Here is an 18,276-nt window from a genome sequence, read left to right as displayed (position 1 = left end):
CTAGAAGCTTCGGCGGGCGATAACGACTACGCGATGAGGTAATTCATACATGGGTAAGATCCTGACGATCCATGGTGGTGTCCCGCTCAAGGGCACCGTACGAGTCGGCGGAGCAAAGAACCTAGTGCCAAAAGCCATGGTCGCGGCTCTGCTTGGCGATACCCCTTCGGTATTGCGCAACGTACCGGAGATCAAAGATGTAGCTGTCGTGCGCAGCCTCCTTGAAATCCACGGTGTCAAGGTTGACCAGGACCCTGAAACCGGCGATCTGACCATGGACCCTACCCAGGTCAAGACCGCCTCGAACCAGGCGATCGATGCCCATGCCGGTGACTCGCGTATCCCTATTCTTTTCTGCGGACCATTGATCCACGCCTTGGGCGAAGCGTTCATCCCGGATCTGGGTGGCTGCCGCATCGGCGACCGTCCGATTGACTTCCACCTGGAAGTGCTGCGCGACTTTGGAGCGATCGTTGACAAGGCTGCCGATGGCATCCGCATCTCGGCCCCTAATGGGCTGACCGGCGCCAAGGTTGAACTGCAGTACCCAAGTGTCGGCACCACCGAACAGGTACTGCTCTCGGCCGTTCGAGCCAAGGGTGTCACCGAAGTCAGCAACGCGGCCATTGAGCCAGAAATCCTTGACCTGATCTCGCTTCTGCAGAAGATGGGCGCCATCATCTCCGTGCACCGCGACCGCGTGATCCGCATCCAGGGTGTCGAGAAGCTTACGGGCTTCGACCACTCCGCGTTGCCTGATCGCAACGAAGCCGCATCATGGGCCTCTGCCGCGCTGGTCACCAAGGGCGATATTTTCGTCCAGGACGCGACCCAGCGTGATTTGACTGCTTTCCTGCACGTCTACCGCCAGATCGGTGGTGAATTCGACGTCAAGTCCGACGGCATTCGCTTCTATCACCCAGGTGGAGACCTTAATCCACTGATCCTGGAAACCGACGTCCACCCGGGCTTCATGACTGACTGGCAGCAGCCGCTGGTAGTGGCCCTGACCCAGGCCAAGGGCGTATCGGTCATTCACGAGACCGTGTATGAGAACCGCTTCGGATTCACCGATGCGCTGGTTCGCATGGGTTCCACCGTCCAGGTTCACACCGACTGCCTCGGGTCCACACCTTGCCGCTTCGGACAGCGCAACTTCAAGCATTCTGCTGTTGTCGTAGGCCCAGCGAAGCTGATCGGTGCCGACATCGATGTTCCTGATCTTCGTGGCGGTTTCTCCCATTTGATCGCTGCTCTGGCTGCAGAAGGCACCAGCAAGGTCACCGGCATTGAGATCATCAACCGAGGCTACGAGCACTTCATGGAGAAGCTGCAGGCCCTGGGCGCAAATGTCGAGCTGAGCAACTAAAGGGGATCCGATTCGTGGTAAAGATTCTGGCCCCTGGCGAATCTGCTAAGACTAAACGGGTTTTCTCGCTATTGGCGGGCATTGTCCGTTCTGCCATGAACGGTTTGATGGGCAAAACGTGGAAGGGCTTCGAAACCCTCCCTCCGGGCGGGTACATCCTCTGCCCCAATCACCTGACCGAGATTGATCCGCTGGTTGTCGGCCATGCTATTTACAGCAATGGCCGGCTGCCACGCTGGCTGGCCAAGGAATCCTTGTTCAAGATTCCAGTGCTCGGATGGATGCTGCGCGAGACCGGACAGGTCCCGGTGTCACGCAGCGCATCCAATGCTGGCGAATCGCTGGCCGCGGCCCGAAAAGTCCTGGACGCCGGCGGGGTCATAGTCATTTACCCGGAAGGGACGCTGACCCGCGACCCTGGTCTGTGGCCAATGGTAGGGCGAACCGGTGCCGCACGTTTGGCCCTGCAGACTGGCGCACCAGTGGTACCGATGGCTCACTGGGGCGACCAGGAACTGCTGCCGCGCTATTCCAAGAAAATGTATCCGTTCCCGCGAAAGCATGTCACCGTGTCAGTTGGGCAGCCAGTGGATCTTGATGACTTGCGTGATGGCCCGCGTACTCGGGCAGTGCTGCAAGAAGCCACTGATCGCATCATGGACGCGATCACCGCACTGACCGCAGAACTGCGCCAAGAAGAAGCACCAGCTGCGCGTTGGGATCCCAGCAAGCATGGCCAGTCGAAGACTGGCCGCAATTTCGATACCCCGGATAACTAATTACCTTGATCAACACCTTCCAGAGGACTGACATTGAATAAGCCGCTACCACGCAAAATCGCCGTCATGGGCGCTGGCAGCTGGGGGACAACCTTCGCCAAGGTGCTTGCTGATTCCGTTGCAGACAAGGGCATCGACGTTCAGATTTGGGCCCGTCGCGAAGACGCCGCCGATGAAATCAATGAACGCCACACCAATTCACGCTACCTGCGCGAAACCAAGCTTCCGGCCAACATCACGGCATCATCGGATCCGAAGACCGTTCTCACCGACGCTGACCTTGTCGTCTTGGCGATTCCGGCTCAGTCGTTGCGCCAGGAATTGGCGAAGTTCAAAGAATTCTTTGAACCCGGTGCGGTATTGCTTTCACTGATGAAGGGTCTTGAACGCGGGACCGATCTGCGCATGAGCCAGGTCATCGCCGAAGTCACCGGGCTGCCTGCAAAGCAGATCGCTGTGCTGTCCGGACCAAACCTGGCAATGGAAATCGCACGCGAGCAGCCAACGGCTTCGGTCGTGGCCTGCACCGATTCTGATATTGCGCAGTGGATTGCTGAACTGTGCTCCGCTGCATACTTCCGTCCCTACACTAATGACGATGTCTTGGGTGTTGAGCTTGGCGGAATCGTCAAGAACATCATCGCCCTTGCCGTTGGCATGTGCGATGGCATGGGAATGGGCGATAACACCAAGTCCACCGTCATCACGCGCGGCTTGGCTGAAACCACTCGCTTGGTCCTCGCCCTGGGTGGCCGTTTGGACACCTTGGCAGGTCTTTCTGGCTTAGGCGACCTTGTGGCTACCTGTTCTTCCTCGCTCTCCCGCAACAACACTGCAGGACGCCTGCTTGGCCAGGGGCTCTTCTTGGAAGAGGTCAATGACCGCATGTCGCAGACTGCGGAAGGCATCAAGTCAGCACGTGCCGTATTCGACTTGTCCCAGGCCCATCACGTGGAAATGCCAATCACCGAAGCAGTGGTCATGGTCCTGGAGGGCACCTTGAGCGTTGAAAATATGGCTGCACGCCTGTTGGCGCGTGAATTGAAATCTGAAGGAGAACGTCACTAATGACTGAACGCAAGCTCCGTGTCCTCTTGCTCTTCGGTGGCCGTTCCTCAGAGCACTCCGTTTCCTGCGTTACTGCGGCCGGCGTCATGCACGCCATCGACCGCGAGCGTTTCGAAATTGTTCCGGTGGGTATCACCCGCGACGGCGGCTGGACCCTGCTGGACGAGGATCCAGAAGGCTGGGCACTGAATACTGGCAAGCTGCCAGAAATTTCCTCGGTGGATCATCCGGTGCATCTTTCCACCGACGCGCAGAAGACATCATTGCTGTCCTACTCGGACTCCACGGTGGCAGATCTGGGCGAGATCGACGTGGTCTTCCCGTTGCTTCATGGTCCGTTTGGCGAGGATGGATCAATCCAAGGCATGCTGGAAATGGCTGGCGTTTCCTACGTTGGCTCGGGTATCGCAGCCAGCGCGATGGGCATGGACAAGCATTTCATGAAGGTAGTCTTCGAAGGGGCAGGCTTCAAAGTAGGCCCGTACGAAGTCATCACCAACAAGCAGTGGCTGCGCAACAGCGAAGCTGCCATGAAGCGTTGCGAAGACCTGCAGTACCCGTTGTTCGTCAAGCCGGCCCGTGCAGGATCTTCGGTAGGCATCACCAAGGTAGACGAGTCTTCGGGGCTTCGTGCCGCTATTGAAATTGCCCGTGCTGAAGATCCCAAGGTGATCATCGAGCAGGGGATCGTTGGCCGTGAAATCGAATGCGGTGTTCTTGAAGGCCGCGGCTGCGAACCTTCGCGTGCGTCATTGCCAGGCGAAATCGCGGTGGCAGATAACGAGCACACCTTCTACGATTTCGAAGCGAAATATGTTGATGGCGCCGCGGCCGAGCTCAGCTGCCCAGCAGATCTGAGCGAAGAAGCCACTCGCGAGATCCGCGAACTTGCAGTCAAGGCCTTCGACGCTATGGATGCAGAAGGCTTATCTAGAGTTGATTTCTTCTACACTCCCGAGGGGGAGTGGATCATCAATGAAATCAACACCATGCCCGGCTTCACGCCTTCAAGCATGTACCCGCAAATGTGGGCCAAAACGGGAATTGAGTACCGTGAACTTATTGATGAGCTGATTGGGCTGGCTACCGACCGGAATATCGGTTTGCGCTAATCCGGGAATAGCCGTTAAAGCTTGAGGGTGTGTTGAAGAATCAACACACCCTCACGTTTTGCTTGTAGGCGATCCGCTTACAAGCTCACTGACTTGTCAACACTAACGCACTTTTTGGAAGCCGGGATCTTCTGGGCTGCATCCGACAGCGTGGCCAGCACGGTACTTGACGGGATGACGTTAGGATCCAAGACGACTTCGGTCGCCGGCGTCCGGCCGTAAGTAGTCAAGGTCCAGATACCTGATTCTTCATCCTCATTCGCTACCCAGTCGACGTCATTCACGGATACGCAGGGGTCAGTAGTGGGTCCGGGAACTTCGACACCGCAACGCAAGACAACTTTTGACGGGTCGCCCCAGGCCGAGGTTGCCTGCGAGGTCGTTGAACGGCGCTCGGCATCATCGATGGCTTCGGGCAGGACAACCATCATTTCCGCACAAAGCGGGTTGGCTGCGTCCGGGGCAGCATCCACGGAAGCGACTGATGCGCAGCCTGCAAGTACTGGTAGTAATAAAGTACCGCTCATCACCAATGCCGAAGTTTGAGCAAGTTTTCGGTTAAGTTTTGGTGACAGTCGGGCTTTCAAGCTGATTTTAGACACGTTATAAGACTACATCGGCACTCTGAAAGATAGGATGTACAGAGTTGAAACTGTGAAAGGTAGCAAATGTCCTTTGAAGAGCACCCAGCGCGACCGCGCAAAAAGAAAAAGCGCACCGGGCGAGCCATCGTCTTAAGCGTGCTTGCCCTCGTCATGGTCGCGGCGCTTGTTGCCGCCGGTTACCTTTGGAACCTTGGCAGAACTTTCGACTCTGAAAGCCAGACGATTACGGATGCCTTCCCCGCGGAAGAAACTCGTCCTGAAGTCAATGACGAGTCCAAGGACGCCGTCAACATCCTGCTGCTCGGAAGCGATACTCGCGCAACTCGTGAGGCGGATGAGGACAGCGAAGACTTTGGTACCCTGCCTAACGGTGGCCGCTCAGACACCATGATGCTGGTTCATATTCCTGCAGACCGCGAGAATGTGTTTGTCACCTCCGTCATGCGCGACACCTGGCTTGATATTCCGGGCGTAGGAACTGCCAAGATCAACCGTGCTTTTGCCAGCGGTGGAGTGCCCAAAGCAGTCGAAACCCTTGAGGGGCTCTTTGGCGTTCGCATTAACCACGTCGCGTCCGTCGATTTCGAAGGATTCAAGGGTCTAACCGACGCAGTGGGCGGAGTTACCGTTAATAACCCGCGAGGCTTCAAGCAGTCAATTGTTAATGGCATGTACTTCCCAGAGGGTGTTCAAACCCTGGACGGTGAACAGGCACTGGCATTTGTCCGTGAACGCAAGTCCTTCCCAGGCAGCGACTACGAGCGCGTCAAGAACCAGCAGCTTTTCGTCAAGGCTTTGCTTGGTCAGTTGATGTCCAAGGAAACCCTGACCAACCCGGGTAAGGTCTCTGAAGTTGTTTCTCAAATTGCACCGTTTATTGCAGTTGATGAAACTCTGGATTCTGGCAAGGTTGCCTCTTACGCTTCCTCCATGCTGAACCTGCGTTCGAGCGATATGGAATTCTTCACCCTTCCAAACAAGGGCCCGGGACGTTCGGCCGACGGACAGTCAATTGTCATTCCGGATATGGAAGTGATTGAGAAGTTTGGCAAGGCACTGCAAGAAGACAAGATGGCAGAGTTCGTAGAAACTACTGACCTGTCACGATAACTCCACTGAAGGACCAACTTTCCATGACTCCCCAAAAACTCGATACCTCGGTGCGTGCCATCAGAGAATGGCTCGCACGGAGTGTCAAGAGTCTCGGGAACCATTCTGACCGGCTCAATGCCATCAACGTTTTCCCGGTAGCAGACGGAGATACGGGCAGTAACCTGTATCTGACTGCACGGGCAGGTCACGATGCAGTGAGTAAACTGGAAAGCGACGACATCGGTGGCTTCTTAGAAGTTGCCGCGCGCGCGTCAATGGAATCGGCGCGCGGCAACTCTGGAACCCTGTTGGCTGTATTCCTCAGCGGCCTGAGTGAACCGTGGGTCGGTTACGAGCGGCTTACCGCGCCGCTGCTAGCCCTTGGGCTTGAACGTGCCAAGGTGCGCTCCTGGTCAGCACTGAGTGAACCAGTCGAAGGCACCATGCTCTCCGTGATCAACGCCATCGCGTTGGCCGCAGGATCGACCCTTGCTCACTTGAAGTGTGATTTAGAGAGCCGTGCAGCGTTGGACACGGTATTGACCCAGATGAGCCAAGCGGCTCGATTGGCAGTGAAGGGAACTGAAACAGAGCTCCCGTCCCTCGTTGAAGCCGGTGTAGTAGATGCGGGCGCGGTGGGCATGCTGATCATCATCGATGAACTTTGCGCTGCTATTCGAAGCGACGCCACTGATTTTGAGTCCTACGAGAAATTCCATGGCTATCAGGTCCAGGATCCGCATGTCCATCTGAACAATGACACTGAAACCGGCGTCGAAGTCATGTGCACTGTCTCTCTGGATGCATTAGGCGCCGCTACTCTGCGCGGTCAGCTAGATGCCATGGGCAATTCCGTGATCATGTCCCCGGTAAACCAGCTTGAAGAAGACACCTACCGTTGGCGCGTACATGTGCATGTCCCGGAGTCTGAAAAAGCCTTGGACCTGATCAAGAAATACGGTGACCCAGTGAATATCAGCGTCACCGATCTGTGCACCCACGATGGCTGAAACAACGCTGACCACGTTTGAGAATGCAGAACTCTCAACATTCCTCGGTAATAAGAACGCCACCGCGCTGGAAAAGGCATTCGGCTACAGCACAGTGGGGGAGTTCCTCTGGCATTTTCCTCGGCGCTATGTCGAAGTAGGCGAACTTACGCCAATTTCAGAGCTTCCCTTTGACGAGCACGTCACCGTTGTAGCCCAGGTGGTCAACGTTAGCCAGCGGCAGATGCACTCGCGTCGCGGTTTCATTTTTGAAGTGACCGTTAGCGATGAGCTCAGTGCAGGCGGCCAAGAGCTGAAGATGACCTTCTTCAATGGTTACCAAGCCCGAACGGACTTGGATATTGGAACTATTGCAATGTTCAGCGGCAAGGTTGGCTGGTACCAAGACCATCTGCAGCTGAGCCAGCCCGAATACGCGATCCTGGATGAGGCATCACAGGCGGATCCGCGCCCTATCCCGATCTATCCGGCTTCGGCGAAGATGCCGAATAAGCGCATCAGGGATTTGATGGCGTTGTTGATGGAACAATTCACAGATCAGAATCTTCCTGAATTTCTTCCAGCAGAACTGCTACGCACCCATCATTACCCAGTACGCCATCAAGCGTTCTTGGATCGACATTTTCCCAAAGAAATCAAGCAGGCTTACGTGGCTCGACAGCGCTTTGCCTTTGAAGAAGCCTTCATGCTGCAGCTGGCATTAGGGGAACGCGGTCGCCAGCTGGGAGCGCAGAAAGCTATCGCGCGTCCACAGGTGCCAGGACGACTGGCCGATAAATTTGATGCCATCCTGCCGTTTACCCTGACCGAAGACCAGCTCCTTGTCGGAGAACAAATCTCTGCCGATCTGGCACAGCCACATCCGATGCATCGCTTACTGCAAGGAGAGGTAGGTTCCGGCAAGACCATTGTCGCGCTTCGCGCCATCTTGCAGGTGATCGATGCCGGAGGACAGGCGGCGCTCCTAGCGCCGACAGAAGTCCTGGCCGCGCAGCACTATGCGTCTATCAAGAAGATGCTTGGCAACCTCGCAGAACCCGGATTGTTTGGCGAAGGCGAAGGAACTGGAGTCGCGCTCCTGACAGGTTCTGCAAAAACTGCACAGCGTCGTGAAGCTCTATTAGGTATTGCCAGCGGCGAAACAGGACTGGTTATTGGTACGCATGCCCTGCTGGGCGATCAGGTGCAATTCGCTGAACTTGGCCTAGTCGTCGTGGATGAGCAACATCGTTTTGGCGTTGAACAGCGCGATGCCTTGCGGGCTAAGGCGGCCGGCTCAGTCCCGCATACCCTGGTCATGACTGCTACGCCGATCCCGAGAACCGTCGCTATGACCGTGTTCGGCGATTTGGACACGTCGACAATCAAGCGCCTGCCCGCCGGGCGCGCACCGATCCAAACGCATATTGTGCCCATGCAGCTGACCGGTTTCCGGGACAGGTTGTTCTCAAGGATCATTGAGGAAGTCGGGAAGGGCCACCAAGTCTATGTGGTGTGTCCAAGAATTTCGGACACGACAGCGGAAGAAGGCGTTCTCCTAGCGACCTATGAAGATTCTGCCGGACAAACCATGAGCGTCGAAGCCATGCAGGAGTTGCTGGGTGGGATGCCTGAATTTGTTGGGATACGTACCGAAGCGCTGCACTCGCAACTGGATGCAGCAGACAAGCAAGAAACCATGGATTCCTTTGCACGTGGCGAAATTGACGTGCTGATTTCTACGACTGTCATTGAAGTTGGTGTTGACGTTCATAATGCGACGTTGATGGTGATCATGGACGCTGAGCGCTTTGGCATCTCGCAGCTCCACCAGCTGCGTGGCCGCGTAGGCCGTGGCGGATTTCCCGGGACGTGCCTCATGACCACATGGTTGGACGCGGACCATCCGTCGGTAGGACGATTGAAGACGATCGAGTCAACAATCGATGGCTTTGAGCTAGCTGAAGCAGACTTGGCGGAACGCAAAGAAGGAAATATCCTTGGCGTTCAGCAATCGGGTAGCCGATCGTCGTTGCGGGAACTGAGCATCATCAAGGATCGCACGCTTATTGAGCGGGCTAGAACCGATGCGGGTCTCCTCCTTGCCGATGGCAACTGGGGACGTCAACACCCCGGACTCCTGGCGGTTGCCGGGAATTGGCTTGATGAATCCACCAAAGAATATTTGAATAAGAACTGATTGAAGGTAGATCTAGGCAATGAGCCGAATAATCGCTGGAGCCGCTGGCGGGCGTCCACTGAAGTCCGTACCTGGTGATGCAACACGCCCTACAACGGACCGGGTCAAAGAGGCTCTCTTCTCCCGTTTGGAAAGCTGGGATATCCTCTCTGGCGCACGAGTACTGGATCTCTTTGCAGGATCAGGGTCGCTAGGCGTCGAGACAGCCAGCCGCGGGGCGCGGCAGGTTGTTCTGGTAGAAAAGGCGCCCAAAGCGGTCTCTGCTTGCCAGCAAAATGCAGCACTGGTGAATAAGGTTCTGAAGACCGATACCGTTACGGTTCAGCGCGGGAGTGTTGATAGCGTCCTCGATGGGTATTACAACGCGGTTTCGGGAGTGCCCAGCAAGACCTTTGACGTGGTCTTGCTGGATCCTCCTTACCCGCTGACTGAAGAAGAACTAGCTTCCACGCTCGAGAAGATATCCAGAATCCTAGCTGAAGATGCCACCGTGATCGTCGAGCGTTCCGGTCGTTCACCAGAACCAACATGGCCGAGCGCCATGGAGAAGTTCGCCGACAAGAAATACGGCGAAACGCACCTATGGTTTGCAGAACCCATCTAGATCCATCGAATGGCGAACCTCTGACGGGTGTGGTCCCGCTGCCTGGCATTGGAGTATTAGATCGTCCCGGAATCGTTGGCGGGACGCTGTCAATATCAAGTTCCCGGGGAAGCGCTTGGTAAACATTTCCGGACTTGAACTCAGCATCACGAATTCAAAGCTGGAACCTGCTGCCTCAACTTGAGAACAAGTGAAATCCAAGGGAGGATCATCGCCAATGTTCACGAACAGCAATCCGTCGTTGGCCAATGAATTCTTGAGTTCTGCGTAGTAGCCGTCGGTGGTGAGGTGTTCTGGTGCGTCCGGCCCAGAGAAGATATCCAGTACGATGACGTCAAACTTTTCATCGACCAGTTGTTCGGCAAGCACGCTCCTTGCATCGGCAACAATTGGGGATAGATCGCAGCCTTGAGGCAAAGGCAGATGCGTGAGAACGAAATCAAGAAGTTCCCGCTCAATGTCTACAGCTACGTGAGTACTCGACGGATAAACCACACTCGCCCAGCGAGCCAGAGTCAAAGCGCCTGCGCCGAGATGCAGCATCTTCATTGGACGCTCCTCTGGGCGCAGGACCTTCAGATGATTGGCAATGCGCGCGAGATATTCGTAGAAGACTTCTTCCGGATGCGAAAGATTGACATGCGACTGGGGCGCGTCGCCTATGGCGAGTATTTTTGACCCGGGGACCAAGTCATCGTCGTAAATCGTGGCGTGTTCCTGTACGAAACCAAGCCACCGTTTAGCCGGCTTTCGTGTCAATTGGACAGCACCTCTGGCAGGCGCTGCAATCGCTGAACCGCATCGGAAATCACGTCAGGCTTTTTGCAGAAGGCGAAGCGCAGCAGGCCCTGGTAGTCACTTCGGTTTTCGGGATGGACAAAGGTCGACATCGGTATCGCCGCAACGCCGAGGCACTCGGGCATCATTCGGGCTACTTCAGCAGCATCATTCAATTCAAAGCCACGTACATCAGCAACCAAGAAGTAGGTACCCTTCGGGCGAATTACCGGGATGCCAGCTGTTTCCAGGCCGGATGCGAGAATTTCTCCCGACTGTCCGAGATCGGCGGCGAAGCGCTCGAAGAAGGCGTCTGGAAGTTGCAGGGCTTTCGCTACTGCCGGTTGGAACGCTGGGCCCGAGGAGTAGGTCAGGAACTGTTTCACTGTACGGACAGCAGTGATCAGTTGGCGAGGACCGGTTGCCCAGCCTACTTTCCAGCCAGTAAAGGAGAAAGACTTGCCCGCTGAAGAAATGGTGATGGTTCGCTCTGGTCCACCGGGCAAGCTCGCGATGGGAACATGTCGCACACCGAAAGTCAGATGTTCATAGACCTCATCGGCGATGATGATGCAGTTGTGCTGATGCGCCAGGGCAATGATTTCTTGGAGCACTGAAACATCTAATACGGTGCCAGTTGGATTATGGGGATTATTCACGAGGATTACCCGCGTCTGGTCAGTGACTGCACGTCGAAGGTCATCCAAATCTGGTTCGAAATTCGGAGCCTTGAGCTGAACGACCTTATGCACAGCGTTGGTCAACCCAATCATGGCTGCATAGGAGTCGTAGTAAGGCTCAAAGGTCACAACTTCATCGCCAGGTTCCAGGAATGCCAGCAGAGAAGCGGCGATGGCTTCAGTTGCGCCTGTGGAAACGACAATCTCAGTCTCCGGGTCAAGCTTCAACGAATAGAACCGTTCCTGATGCGCAGCGATAGCTTCGCGGAGGTTCAGGGTCCCTGAACCTGGTGCGTATTGGTTAGCGCCATTTTGAATTGCGTCGATGGCAATTTGCTTGATTTCTGGTGGACCCTCGGAATCGGGAAACCCCTGGCCTAGATTGATGGCCTTGTGGTGATTCGCTAATGCGGTGATTTCTTCAAAGATCGTCACTCCGGGCTGTCCATTGGAATCTAGTAGGTTGGCACCATATGCGGTTCGCTGCCATGGAGTGAATTCAATGCTCATAAGTCCATTATCGTCTCGTACAGAGGAACGAGGGTATTAAGTCATGGAATCTTTACGAGACATTCACACCAGATCGCTAATTTGACATGAGTTCTTGATAGATTCAGTTCATGCGAAGAGCGGTATGCCCGGGTTCTTTTGACCCAATTCATAATGGACACGTCGAAATCATTGCGCGTGCGGCGAGCCTTTTTGATGAGGTGATCGTGGCAGTGTCCACGAATTACTCCAAGAAGTATCGCTTCAGCGAAGACGAACGAGTCGCCATGGTAGAAGAAACTGTCGGTGGACTGCGTGGGGTTTCCGCTGTGCCGATGGGCCAGGGGCTGCTAGCTGATTTCTGCAAGGAGCAGGGAGCGGAAGCAATCGTCAAGGGATTGCGTAGCACTGTTGACTACGCCTATGAGATTCCCATGGCCACGATGAATCGGCATCTGACAGGTGTTGAAACGGTCTTCCTTCAGGCTGATACGCGATACACGCATCTTTCCTCATCTCTGCTCAAGGAAGTACAGGCTCTTGGCGGGGACGTTGATGAGTACTTCCCGCGCGCTGTAATCAAGAGGCTTACTCATCCGTAGGTAGTTGCGCAATACTGTCGCCATTAACTAATCCGAAGATAGGGGATTCAACACTATGTCTGCACCTCGCGCTATTACCAAAGCGGTCATTCCGGCAGCCGGTTTAGGCACACGTTTCCTTCCTGCAACGAAGGCAATGCCAAAGGAAATGCTCCCAGTCGTCGACAAGCCAGCGATTCAATACGTTGTCGCCGAAGCTGCTCGTGCTGGGCTTAATGATGTCCTGATGATTACCGGACGAAACAAGCGCGCTCTTGAAGACCATTTTGATCGTGTTCCGTCACTGGAAGCGTCTTTGGAAGCGAAGGGTGATACGAAGAAGCTCGCGTTGGTGCAAGATGCCACAGCGTTGGGGGATATCCATTATGTACGGCAACGCGATCCTCGCGGGCTGGGTCATGCAGTCTTATGTGCCAAGCAACATGTAGGGGATGAACCATTTGCGGTTCTTCTCGGTGATGACTTGATCCATGAAGATGATGACTTGCTTTCTTCCATGATTGACATTCAAAAGTCGACTGGCGGTTCAGTTATTGCTCTGATGGAAGTTGATCCGAAACAAATCAGTGCTTATGGATGTGCAGATGTGTCCCCGGTAGCGGATGCCGACTACGTCAAAGTTAATGGATTGGTTGAGAAACCGAGCGTTGAAGAAGCACCGAGTAATCTAGCTGTCATTGGACGTTATTTACTGCATCCCCGTGTATTCGAGATTCTGAAGCACACGGCTCCCGGTAGGGGCAATGAAATTCAGTTAACGGATGCTCTACAAGAGTTGGCGACTGCCGACGGGGAGGGAGCTGGTGTCCACGCTGTAGTTTTCCGAGGTCGGCGTTACGACACAGGCGACAAACTAAGTTATCTGCAAGCGAACATTGCCCTTGCTGTGGAGAACGAAGAACTCGGGGCCAACTTGAAGACTTGGCTGAAGAATTTCGTTAGAACTCTAGAAGACTAGTTCTTGACCTAGGCTACTCAGGATAATCACATTTATCTTGGGTAGTCTTTTTCATTGCGCGAAGTCACCCAGGTTGCCGTTGACCTTGGGGGATCGTTGCCCGGTGGAGTAGGAATGAGAATAGTGCAAGACCAAGATTCAGTCTTTTTGTCGCGGAGCGCGCGGACTCGATCTGAACGTCGGAAAAAGAAGAGAACACAAGGCATCGTCGTGTCTGTAGTTGTAGTGCTCCTGGTGGCAGTGCTCAGCACCGGCTATGTTCTTTTCGATTTGCAGCGCCAGTTCAACACGAAATCTAATACCGTGGATTTAGGATTTTCAGACGCCGAGGAGCAAGCTCGTCCGATCAAAGATCCTGAAGATAAGTCCATGAATGTCTTATTACTGGGCGTCGATCATGCAGATGAAGGTACCGCCGATGCTCAAGCTCTTGATGGGGCAGTTTCACAACGTAGCGATTCAATGATGCTTGTTCATATCCCGGAAGACCGCTCACAGGTCTACGTTATGTCGATGGTTCGAGACATGTATGTGGAGATTCCGGGGCATGGAATGAACAAGCTCAATGCCGCGATCTCGCTTGGCGGGGTTCCTCTGTTGATGCAAACGATTGAAGGACTCTTCAGCACCAAGCTTGATCATGTAGCCATGGTTGATTTCGAAGGGTTCCGTGAATTATCGACTGCTCTCGGTGGTGTGACTGTAAATAATGAGATCCCATTCACGGCAAACGACACGGACTACTTCTACCCAGCCGGCGACATCACGCTGGAAGGCGACCGCGCACTTCGGTTTGTGCGCGAGCGAAAGTCGTTTACCAATGGTGATTACCAACGCGTCGCGAATCAACGCAAGTTCATCGCTGCAGCAGCAAATCAGGTGCTCTCATCAGGCACATTAACTAACCCTGTCAAGCTGTACGAAATCGTCGACAAGGTTTCTCCCTATCTCACCTTTGACGACAACTTTGATGCCGCAACCTTGGTCGGACTGGGTTTGCAACTCAAAAACGTGGACACGGAGAATATGGAGATGTTCACCATGCCAACTGCTGGAACATCGACTAGTGCAGACGGGCAATCAATAGAATTGGCAAGCGAACTCGCTATTGCTCAAATTAGCGAAGCTTTGCAAGGCGATGCCATGGCTGACTACCTTCGCGAAAACCCGCCTGAAACACCGTAAGTAGTAGATGTGGGATGTACTACACCAAGCTGAAGAGCGAAAGCCAGAAGAACAGCTCTCCATCTACTAGACTTTGTACATCTATGCTTAGCCGATAATGCATCAAGAAGCATTCGAACAAGAGGACATAATTCGCATGACAGTTGCAGATGAGGCCGAAAAATACGGCTTGCACCGTGTTGGTGCAAGACCAACATTGGTCAACTATCTGAAGCAGACATGGCAACGCCGCGAGTTCATTTATGAGCTGGCTAAAGCACGCGTCCAATCGCAGAACCAGCGAAATCGCCTGGGGATGGTATGGATCGTAATCAAGCCGACATTCAATGCTTTGGTGTACGGATTTGTCTTCGGCATCTTGCAGGGCGGCGCACGAGGTGTCGATTTCCCCGTTTATGTCGTGATCGGCGTTTTCCTTTTCGAGTTCTTTTCAACCTCGATGAACGGCGGAGCCAAGTCGATCACGGGAAATGCGGCTTTGGTGCAATCTCTTGCCTTCCCACGATTATCTCTGCCTGTCGCTCAGGTTACCCAGAACTTGCTGACTCTCATGCCAATGATCGCAGTGATGTTCATTTACGCTCTGATTCTTGGTACCAGCCCTAAGTGGACTTGGTTTGGGATTATACCGATCCTTGCGATCTTTACTGTTTTCAACCTCGGAGTCGCGTTAATTTGTGCTCGCATCACTGTGCACGTCCGTGACTTCTCGAACGTGTTACCCATGATTGGCCGCGTTCTGTTTTACACCTCAGGAGTGCTTTTCAGCGCAGAACGACTTCTGAATCATTGGCCCTGGATGATTGCAATCTTCGACATACATCCGATATATCAGACCCTGCAATTGGCTCGTGGATTCATCATGGATCATGCTGAGTATGACCCGCAGGCATGGTGGGTTATATCTGTTTGGGCAATTTTCATGCTTATCGCTGGGTTGATCTTCTTCTGGAAGGCCGAAGAAAGGTACGGACGTGCGAATTAGTTTCGATGATCTGATTAACCCGCAGCTGCATCCGGAGTACGAGCCAGCGCCTATATTCTCAGATGACACCTCCTTCATCGATGTTGTGATGCCTGACCAAGTCGAGTCGCAGTCGATTACTGTGGATTCGTCAAGGCAGCCTGTCGTCATCGTCGATAATCTGCATGTGAAGTATGAGGTGTTTGCAAGTGGCAAGGCAATTGGAAACGCAGGCGCCCGCCGCCTTCTCCAACCAAAGCTCAGAGGTGTTCGAACAGTTCATGCGCTCAAGGGAATTTCCTTTGTCGCCTATGAAAATGAATCAATCGGTGTAATTGGTTCGAACGGCTCGGGCAAATCCACGTTGCTTAGGGCCATCACTGGACTGACTCCGCCATCGGATGGCGCAGTATTCGCTCGTTCACGCCCCAGCCTACTTGGCGTAGGCGCAGCTTTAATCCCCGATCTTTCAGGCGACAAGAACATTACCCTAGGCGGGTTGGCGCTTGGATATAGCCGCGCTGAAGTCGAGAAGATGCGGGAAGAGATTACGAAATTTGCCGAGCTCGAAGAGTTTATCGACCTCCCAATGCGTACATATTCTTCGGGCATGGGCGCAAGGCTAAAGTTCGCGATTGCAGCTTCTAAAAAACATGACATCCTCATTGTTGATGAGGCTCTTGCTGTAGGCGATGCGAAATTCCGAAAGCGCAGTGAGGCCAAAATCCGCGAAATCCGGGATAGCGCGGGTACCATTTTCAATGTTTCCCACTCTATGAATTCCATCAAGGAAACCTGTGATCGTTGCATCTGGATTGAAAAGGGTGTGCAAATGATGGATGGTGACACTGCTTCAGTGATAAAGGAATATCAGAAATTCTTGAAAGCGAAGAAGTAAGGCCCGCATGACTCAACTTCCTGGCGTTTCCTATGTCATGCCCGTGCTGAACGAAGCGGACTACCTTGAAGAAGCGGTAAGTTCGATCTTGGGGCAGGACTATTCTGGCGAGAAGGAACTTGTACTGGCATTAGGGCCCAGTACTGATACAACAAACAACGTTGCCCGACGCCTGGCTGATGCCGACGCAAGAATCGTATTAGTCCATAATCCTCTTGGCAGAACACCCATTGGTCTCAACTTGGCTATTCGGGCGTCTACTTTGCCGATAGTTATTCGCGTCGACGCCCATAGCGAGCTGCCGTCGCACTACACACAACGTGGAATCGAAACTCTTTTTCGCGTGAATGCGCACGACGTTGGGGGACTGATGGACGCAAAAGGGCGTACACCTGTCCAGCGAGGAATCGCAGCGGCTTATCATTCGAAGTTTGGTTTTGGCGGACCGGCATATCATTCGGGTGCCCCAGAAGGCCCTGCTGAATCTGCGTACCTCGGTATCTTTCGTCGCGAAGTATTTGAAGAAGTCGGTTACTACAACGAGGAACTATGGCGAGCCCAGGATTGGGAACTCTGCTTGCGTATTCGCCAGGCGGGCCACACCGTTTGGTTCGATCCAGAACTAAAGGTCGGCTACTATCCGCGTGATAGCTTCAAATCCTTGATTAGCCAGTCCAAGGCCTCGGGGACTTGGCGAGCAGAAATTGCGCGGCGCTTCCCTGAAGGTAAGTCGTTGCGCCACGATGTTCCACCACTATTGCTTTTGGGGGTTGCAACGGGACTAGCGGCAACTGTAATTGAGCCGCTAGTTCGCGAAGCAGCCCCAACCGGTGTGAGCGTAGTTTTGAACTTGGCCAAGGCCGTACCTGCGGTCTATGCGGCGATCGCGTTGGCTGCGGGGCTGACTAGCAACGCAAAAGGATTGAAAGACAAGTTGCTGGCAGCATGTGCTTTCCCCGCAATCCATTTGCCTTGGGCTTTTGGATACATCAAGGGTCGTTTTTGCGGGGCAGCCGGCACTGTCGACAAAGGGCGCGTTAGGTAATCATGGTTGAACGTCCAAAGAATCCAACGCTCGAACAGCTGCGTGCGGTCTGCCAACCTCCGGAAGTCCGTGCGCGTAAGAATGCCGAGCACTGGACAGCTGAGCTGTACCTGCGCCATATCTCCATTTACCTCACCGCAATACTGGTGCGCACGCGTATCAGTGCCAATGGCGTTACCGGCTTGATGATTCTTGCGGGTTGGTTCATGTCTCTAGCGCTGTTGATTCCTGGCATCTGGGGACCGTTGCTGGCAGTAATCTTGTCGCAGCTCCAGCTGTATTTTGACTGTTCTGACGGAGAAGTCGCACGTTGGAGGGGAACTCAATCTCCCCGCGGTATTTTCATTGACATGGTTGGGCACCACACAACAGAGGCGCTGATCCCAATTGCTTTGGGCTACCGGGTCTTCATAGAACTGTCTGCGGATGATTCCTCAGTTGAGCAGGCCTGGCCTACACTGTTCATGGCCGCTTGCCTGTCGGTTCTTCTGGTCCTGAACCGTTCGCAGTCACTCATGGTTCATGCAGCCAGAGGCATGGCTGGCCTCGGAAAATTGCCGGATACTGCAGCCGCCAGATCAGTTCCAACAACTTCACTCGTTGGAAAGCTGCGTTCCCTGGCTCGCTTCTTGCCATTCCATAAGCTCCTGCACGCAGTTGAACTATCGCTGATCATTCTTGGATGCTCGGTTATCTCCGCAATCGTGGGTATTCCAGGAGCCGCCGAAAAGTGGATGGTCTGGATCCTATTGCCGGCATGCGTCCTAGTGAACTTTGGGCATTTCCTTTCCAATATGGCCTCGTCCCGGCTCAAAGCATAGTTTGACCTAATTCCGTATAGCCCACCGCCTTAGAGGACA

Annotated in this window: 18 protein-coding genes and 1 pseudogene; 15 read left to right on the top strand and 4 right to left on the bottom strand. The window is 54.1% G+C overall.

From position 1 onward, the window contains the following. Nucleotides 1–49 precede the first annotated feature (49 nt). The gene (gene murA / locus ACIOTN_RS06040; RefSeq protein ID WP_402734916.1) at nucleotides 50–1,369 is read left to right on the top strand and encodes a UDP-N-acetylglucosamine 1-carboxyvinyltransferase; all 1,320 of its coding nucleotides are present in this window, start codon (nucleotides 50–52) and stop codon (nucleotides 1,367–1,369) included. Nucleotides 1,370–1,464: 95 nt separating this feature from the next. Beyond that, nucleotides 1,465–1,857: pseudogene (locus ACIOTN_RS06035) on the top strand (lysophospholipid acyltransferase family protein); the annotation flags it as partial. A gap of 84 nt (nucleotides 1,858–1,941) precedes the next feature. Here the strand turns inward: ACIOTN_RS06035 and ACIOTN_RS06030 are convergent. Next, complete coding sequence (locus tag ACIOTN_RS06030) at nucleotides 1,942–2,103, bottom strand: NADH pyrophosphatase zinc ribbon domain-containing protein (protein ID WP_402734989.1); 162 nt, start codon at nucleotides 2,101–2,103, stop codon at nucleotides 1,942–1,944. A 78-nt stretch (nucleotides 2,104–2,181) separates the two neighbouring features. Here ACIOTN_RS06030 and ACIOTN_RS06025 point away from each other — a divergent pair, with 78 nt between their 5' ends. Together ACIOTN_RS06025 and ACIOTN_RS06020 are read left to right on the top strand one after the other, a co-directional pair. Then, nucleotides 2,182–3,216 carry an NAD(P)H-dependent glycerol-3-phosphate dehydrogenase gene (locus ACIOTN_RS06025; RefSeq protein WP_402734915.1) on the top strand — a complete coding sequence of 345 codons (1,035 nt, stop codon included), beginning with the start codon at nucleotides 2,182–2,184 and terminating at the stop codon, nucleotides 3,214–3,216. Further along, the gene (locus ACIOTN_RS06020; protein ID WP_388021770.1) at nucleotides 3,216–4,328 is read left to right on the top strand and encodes a D-alanine--D-alanine ligase family protein; all 1,113 of its coding nucleotides are present in this window, start codon (nucleotides 3,216–3,218) and stop codon (nucleotides 4,326–4,328) included. The genes ACIOTN_RS06025 and ACIOTN_RS06020 overlap by 1 nt, the downstream gene beginning before the upstream one ends. 77 nt (nucleotides 4,329–4,405) lie before the next feature. Here ACIOTN_RS06020 and ACIOTN_RS06015 read toward each other — a convergent pair whose 3' ends face one another. Then, on the bottom strand, nucleotides 4,406–4,855 hold the full coding sequence (locus ACIOTN_RS06015; protein WP_105659156.1) for a DUF3515 domain-containing protein: 450 nt from the start codon (nucleotides 4,853–4,855) through the stop codon (nucleotides 4,406–4,408). A gap of 141 nt (nucleotides 4,856–4,996) precedes the next feature. Here ACIOTN_RS06015 and ACIOTN_RS06010 point away from each other — a divergent pair, with 141 nt between their 5' ends. From ACIOTN_RS06010 to rsmD, 4 genes are read left to right on the top strand one after another with little or no spacing between them, the layout of a single operon-like run. Next, nucleotides 4,997–6,043 (top strand): LCP family protein, encoded by a 1,047-nt coding sequence (locus ACIOTN_RS06010; RefSeq protein WP_388021772.1) that lies wholly within the window; start codon nucleotides 4,997–4,999, stop codon nucleotides 6,041–6,043. A gap of 23 nt (nucleotides 6,044–6,066) precedes the next feature. Next, complete coding sequence (locus ACIOTN_RS06005) at nucleotides 6,067–7,035, top strand: DAK2 domain-containing protein (protein WP_105659158.1); 969 nt, start codon at nucleotides 6,067–6,069, stop codon at nucleotides 7,033–7,035. Beyond that, entirely contained in the window at nucleotides 7,028–9,214 is a 2,187-nt protein-coding gene (locus ACIOTN_RS06000) for an ATP-dependent DNA helicase RecG (RefSeq protein ID WP_402734914.1), read from the top strand. Before ACIOTN_RS06005 ends, ACIOTN_RS06000 begins: the two co-directional genes overlap by 8 nt. A gap of 19 nt (nucleotides 9,215–9,233) precedes the next feature. After that, nucleotides 9,234–9,818 carry a 16S rRNA (guanine(966)-N(2))-methyltransferase RsmD gene (gene rsmD, locus ACIOTN_RS05995; protein ID WP_402696294.1) on the top strand — a complete coding sequence of 195 codons (585 nt, stop codon included), beginning with the start codon at nucleotides 9,234–9,236 and terminating at the stop codon, nucleotides 9,816–9,818. On the opposite strand, the gene ACIOTN_RS05990 is transcribed toward rsmD, so the two are convergent. Next, entirely contained in the window at nucleotides 9,795–10,577 is a 783-nt protein-coding gene (locus tag ACIOTN_RS05990) for a spermidine synthase (protein WP_402696292.1), read from the bottom strand. The two genes, rsmD and ACIOTN_RS05990, sit on opposite strands and share 24 nt — an antisense overlap. Beyond that, nucleotides 10,574–11,785 (bottom strand): aminotransferase class I/II-fold pyridoxal phosphate-dependent enzyme, encoded by a 1,212-nt coding sequence (locus ACIOTN_RS05985; RefSeq protein WP_402734913.1) that lies wholly within the window; start codon nucleotides 11,783–11,785, stop codon nucleotides 10,574–10,576. Before ACIOTN_RS05985 ends, ACIOTN_RS05990 begins: the two co-directional genes overlap by 4 nt. 110 nt (nucleotides 11,786–11,895) lie before the next feature. Between ACIOTN_RS05985 and coaD the strand changes: the two genes are divergently transcribed. The 7 genes from coaD to ACIOTN_RS05950 all read left to right on the top strand — a co-directional run bounded on the left by coaD (nucleotide 11,896) and on the right by ACIOTN_RS05950 (nucleotide 18,237). Then, nucleotides 11,896–12,366 (top strand): pantetheine-phosphate adenylyltransferase, encoded by a 471-nt coding sequence (gene coaD / locus ACIOTN_RS05980; RefSeq protein ID WP_105661166.1) that lies wholly within the window; start codon nucleotides 11,896–11,898, stop codon nucleotides 12,364–12,366. 55 nt (nucleotides 12,367–12,421) lie between these two features. After that, the gene (galU, locus tag ACIOTN_RS05975; protein ID WP_402696288.1) at nucleotides 12,422–13,324 is read left to right on the top strand and encodes a UTP--glucose-1-phosphate uridylyltransferase GalU; all 903 of its coding nucleotides are present in this window, start codon (nucleotides 12,422–12,424) and stop codon (nucleotides 13,322–13,324) included. A 210-nt stretch (nucleotides 13,325–13,534) separates the two neighbouring features. Next, nucleotides 13,535–14,509 carry an LCP family protein gene (locus ACIOTN_RS05970; RefSeq protein ID WP_400288821.1) on the top strand — a complete coding sequence of 325 codons (975 nt, stop codon included), beginning with the start codon at nucleotides 13,535–13,537 and terminating at the stop codon, nucleotides 14,507–14,509. 136 nt (nucleotides 14,510–14,645) lie between these two features. After that, nucleotides 14,646–15,494 carry an ABC transporter permease gene (locus tag ACIOTN_RS05965; protein WP_133833488.1) on the top strand — a complete coding sequence of 283 codons (849 nt, stop codon included), beginning with the start codon at nucleotides 14,646–14,648 and terminating at the stop codon, nucleotides 15,492–15,494. Nucleotides 15,495–15,582: 88 nt separating this feature from the next. Continuing rightward, the gene (locus ACIOTN_RS05960; protein ID WP_402696327.1) at nucleotides 15,583–16,371 is read left to right on the top strand and encodes an ABC transporter ATP-binding protein; all 789 of its coding nucleotides are present in this window, start codon (nucleotides 15,583–15,585) and stop codon (nucleotides 16,369–16,371) included. A gap of 7 nt (nucleotides 16,372–16,378) precedes the next feature. Further along, nucleotides 16,379–17,416 carry a glycosyltransferase family 2 protein gene (locus ACIOTN_RS05955; RefSeq protein WP_388021784.1) on the top strand — a complete coding sequence of 346 codons (1,038 nt, stop codon included), beginning with the start codon at nucleotides 16,379–16,381 and terminating at the stop codon, nucleotides 17,414–17,416. Nucleotides 17,417–17,418: 2 nt separating this feature from the next. Then, nucleotides 17,419–18,237 (top strand): CDP-alcohol phosphatidyltransferase family protein, encoded by an 819-nt coding sequence (locus ACIOTN_RS05950; RefSeq protein ID WP_402696284.1) that lies wholly within the window; start codon nucleotides 17,419–17,421, stop codon nucleotides 18,235–18,237. The last annotated feature ends 39 nt before the right edge of the window (nucleotides 18,238–18,276 follow it).

It is taken from the genome of Glutamicibacter sp. NPDC087661 (assembly GCF_044743275.1).
Lineage (GTDB): Bacteria > Actinomycetota > Actinomycetes > Actinomycetales > Micrococcaceae > Glutamicibacter.
Note: the sequence above shows the minus strand (reverse complement) of the source record. Positions and strands in the feature narration are given on the sequence as shown.

Excerpts from the sequence above, each read along its gene's own strand:
- murA (WP_402734916.1), top strand. The coding sequence starts at position 50 with ATGGGTAAGATCCTGACGATCCATGGTGGTGTCCCGCTCAAGGGCACC.
- ACIOTN_RS06030 (WP_402734989.1), bottom strand. The coding sequence starts at position 2,103 with ATGCTTGCTGGGATCCCAACGCGCAGCTGGTGCTTCTTCTTGGCGCAG.
- ACIOTN_RS06020 (WP_388021770.1), top strand. The coding sequence starts at position 3,216 with ATGACTGAACGCAAGCTCCGTGTCCTCTTGCTCTTCGGTGGCCGTTCC.
- ACIOTN_RS06015 (WP_105659156.1), bottom strand. The coding sequence starts at position 4,855 with ATGAGCGGTACTTTATTACTACCAGTACTTGCAGGCTGCGCATCAGTC.
- ACIOTN_RS06010 (WP_388021772.1), top strand. The coding sequence starts at position 4,997 with ATGTCCTTTGAAGAGCACCCAGCGCGACCGCGCAAAAAGAAAAAGCGC.
- ACIOTN_RS06005 (WP_105659158.1), top strand. The coding sequence starts at position 6,067 with ATGACTCCCCAAAAACTCGATACCTCGGTGCGTGCCATCAGAGAATGG.
- ACIOTN_RS06000 (WP_402734914.1), top strand. The coding sequence starts at position 7,028 with ATGGCTGAAACAACGCTGACCACGTTTGAGAATGCAGAACTCTCAACA.
- rsmD (WP_402696294.1), top strand. The coding sequence starts at position 9,234 with ATGAGCCGAATAATCGCTGGAGCCGCTGGCGGGCGTCCACTGAAGTCC.
- ACIOTN_RS05985 (WP_402734913.1), bottom strand. The coding sequence starts at position 11,785 with ATGAGCATTGAATTCACTCCATGGCAGCGAACCGCATATGGTGCCAAC.
- coaD (WP_105661166.1), top strand. The coding sequence starts at position 11,896 with ATGCGAAGAGCGGTATGCCCGGGTTCTTTTGACCCAATTCATAATGGA.
- galU (WP_402696288.1), top strand. The coding sequence starts at position 12,422 with ATGTCTGCACCTCGCGCTATTACCAAAGCGGTCATTCCGGCAGCCGGT.
- ACIOTN_RS05965 (WP_133833488.1), top strand. The coding sequence starts at position 14,646 with ATGACAGTTGCAGATGAGGCCGAAAAATACGGCTTGCACCGTGTTGGT.
- ACIOTN_RS05960 (WP_402696327.1), top strand. The coding sequence starts at position 15,583 with ATGCCTGACCAAGTCGAGTCGCAGTCGATTACTGTGGATTCGTCAAGG.
- ACIOTN_RS05955 (WP_388021784.1), top strand. The coding sequence starts at position 16,379 with ATGACTCAACTTCCTGGCGTTTCCTATGTCATGCCCGTGCTGAACGAA.
- ACIOTN_RS05950 (WP_402696284.1), top strand. The coding sequence starts at position 17,419 with ATGGTTGAACGTCCAAAGAATCCAACGCTCGAACAGCTGCGTGCGGTC.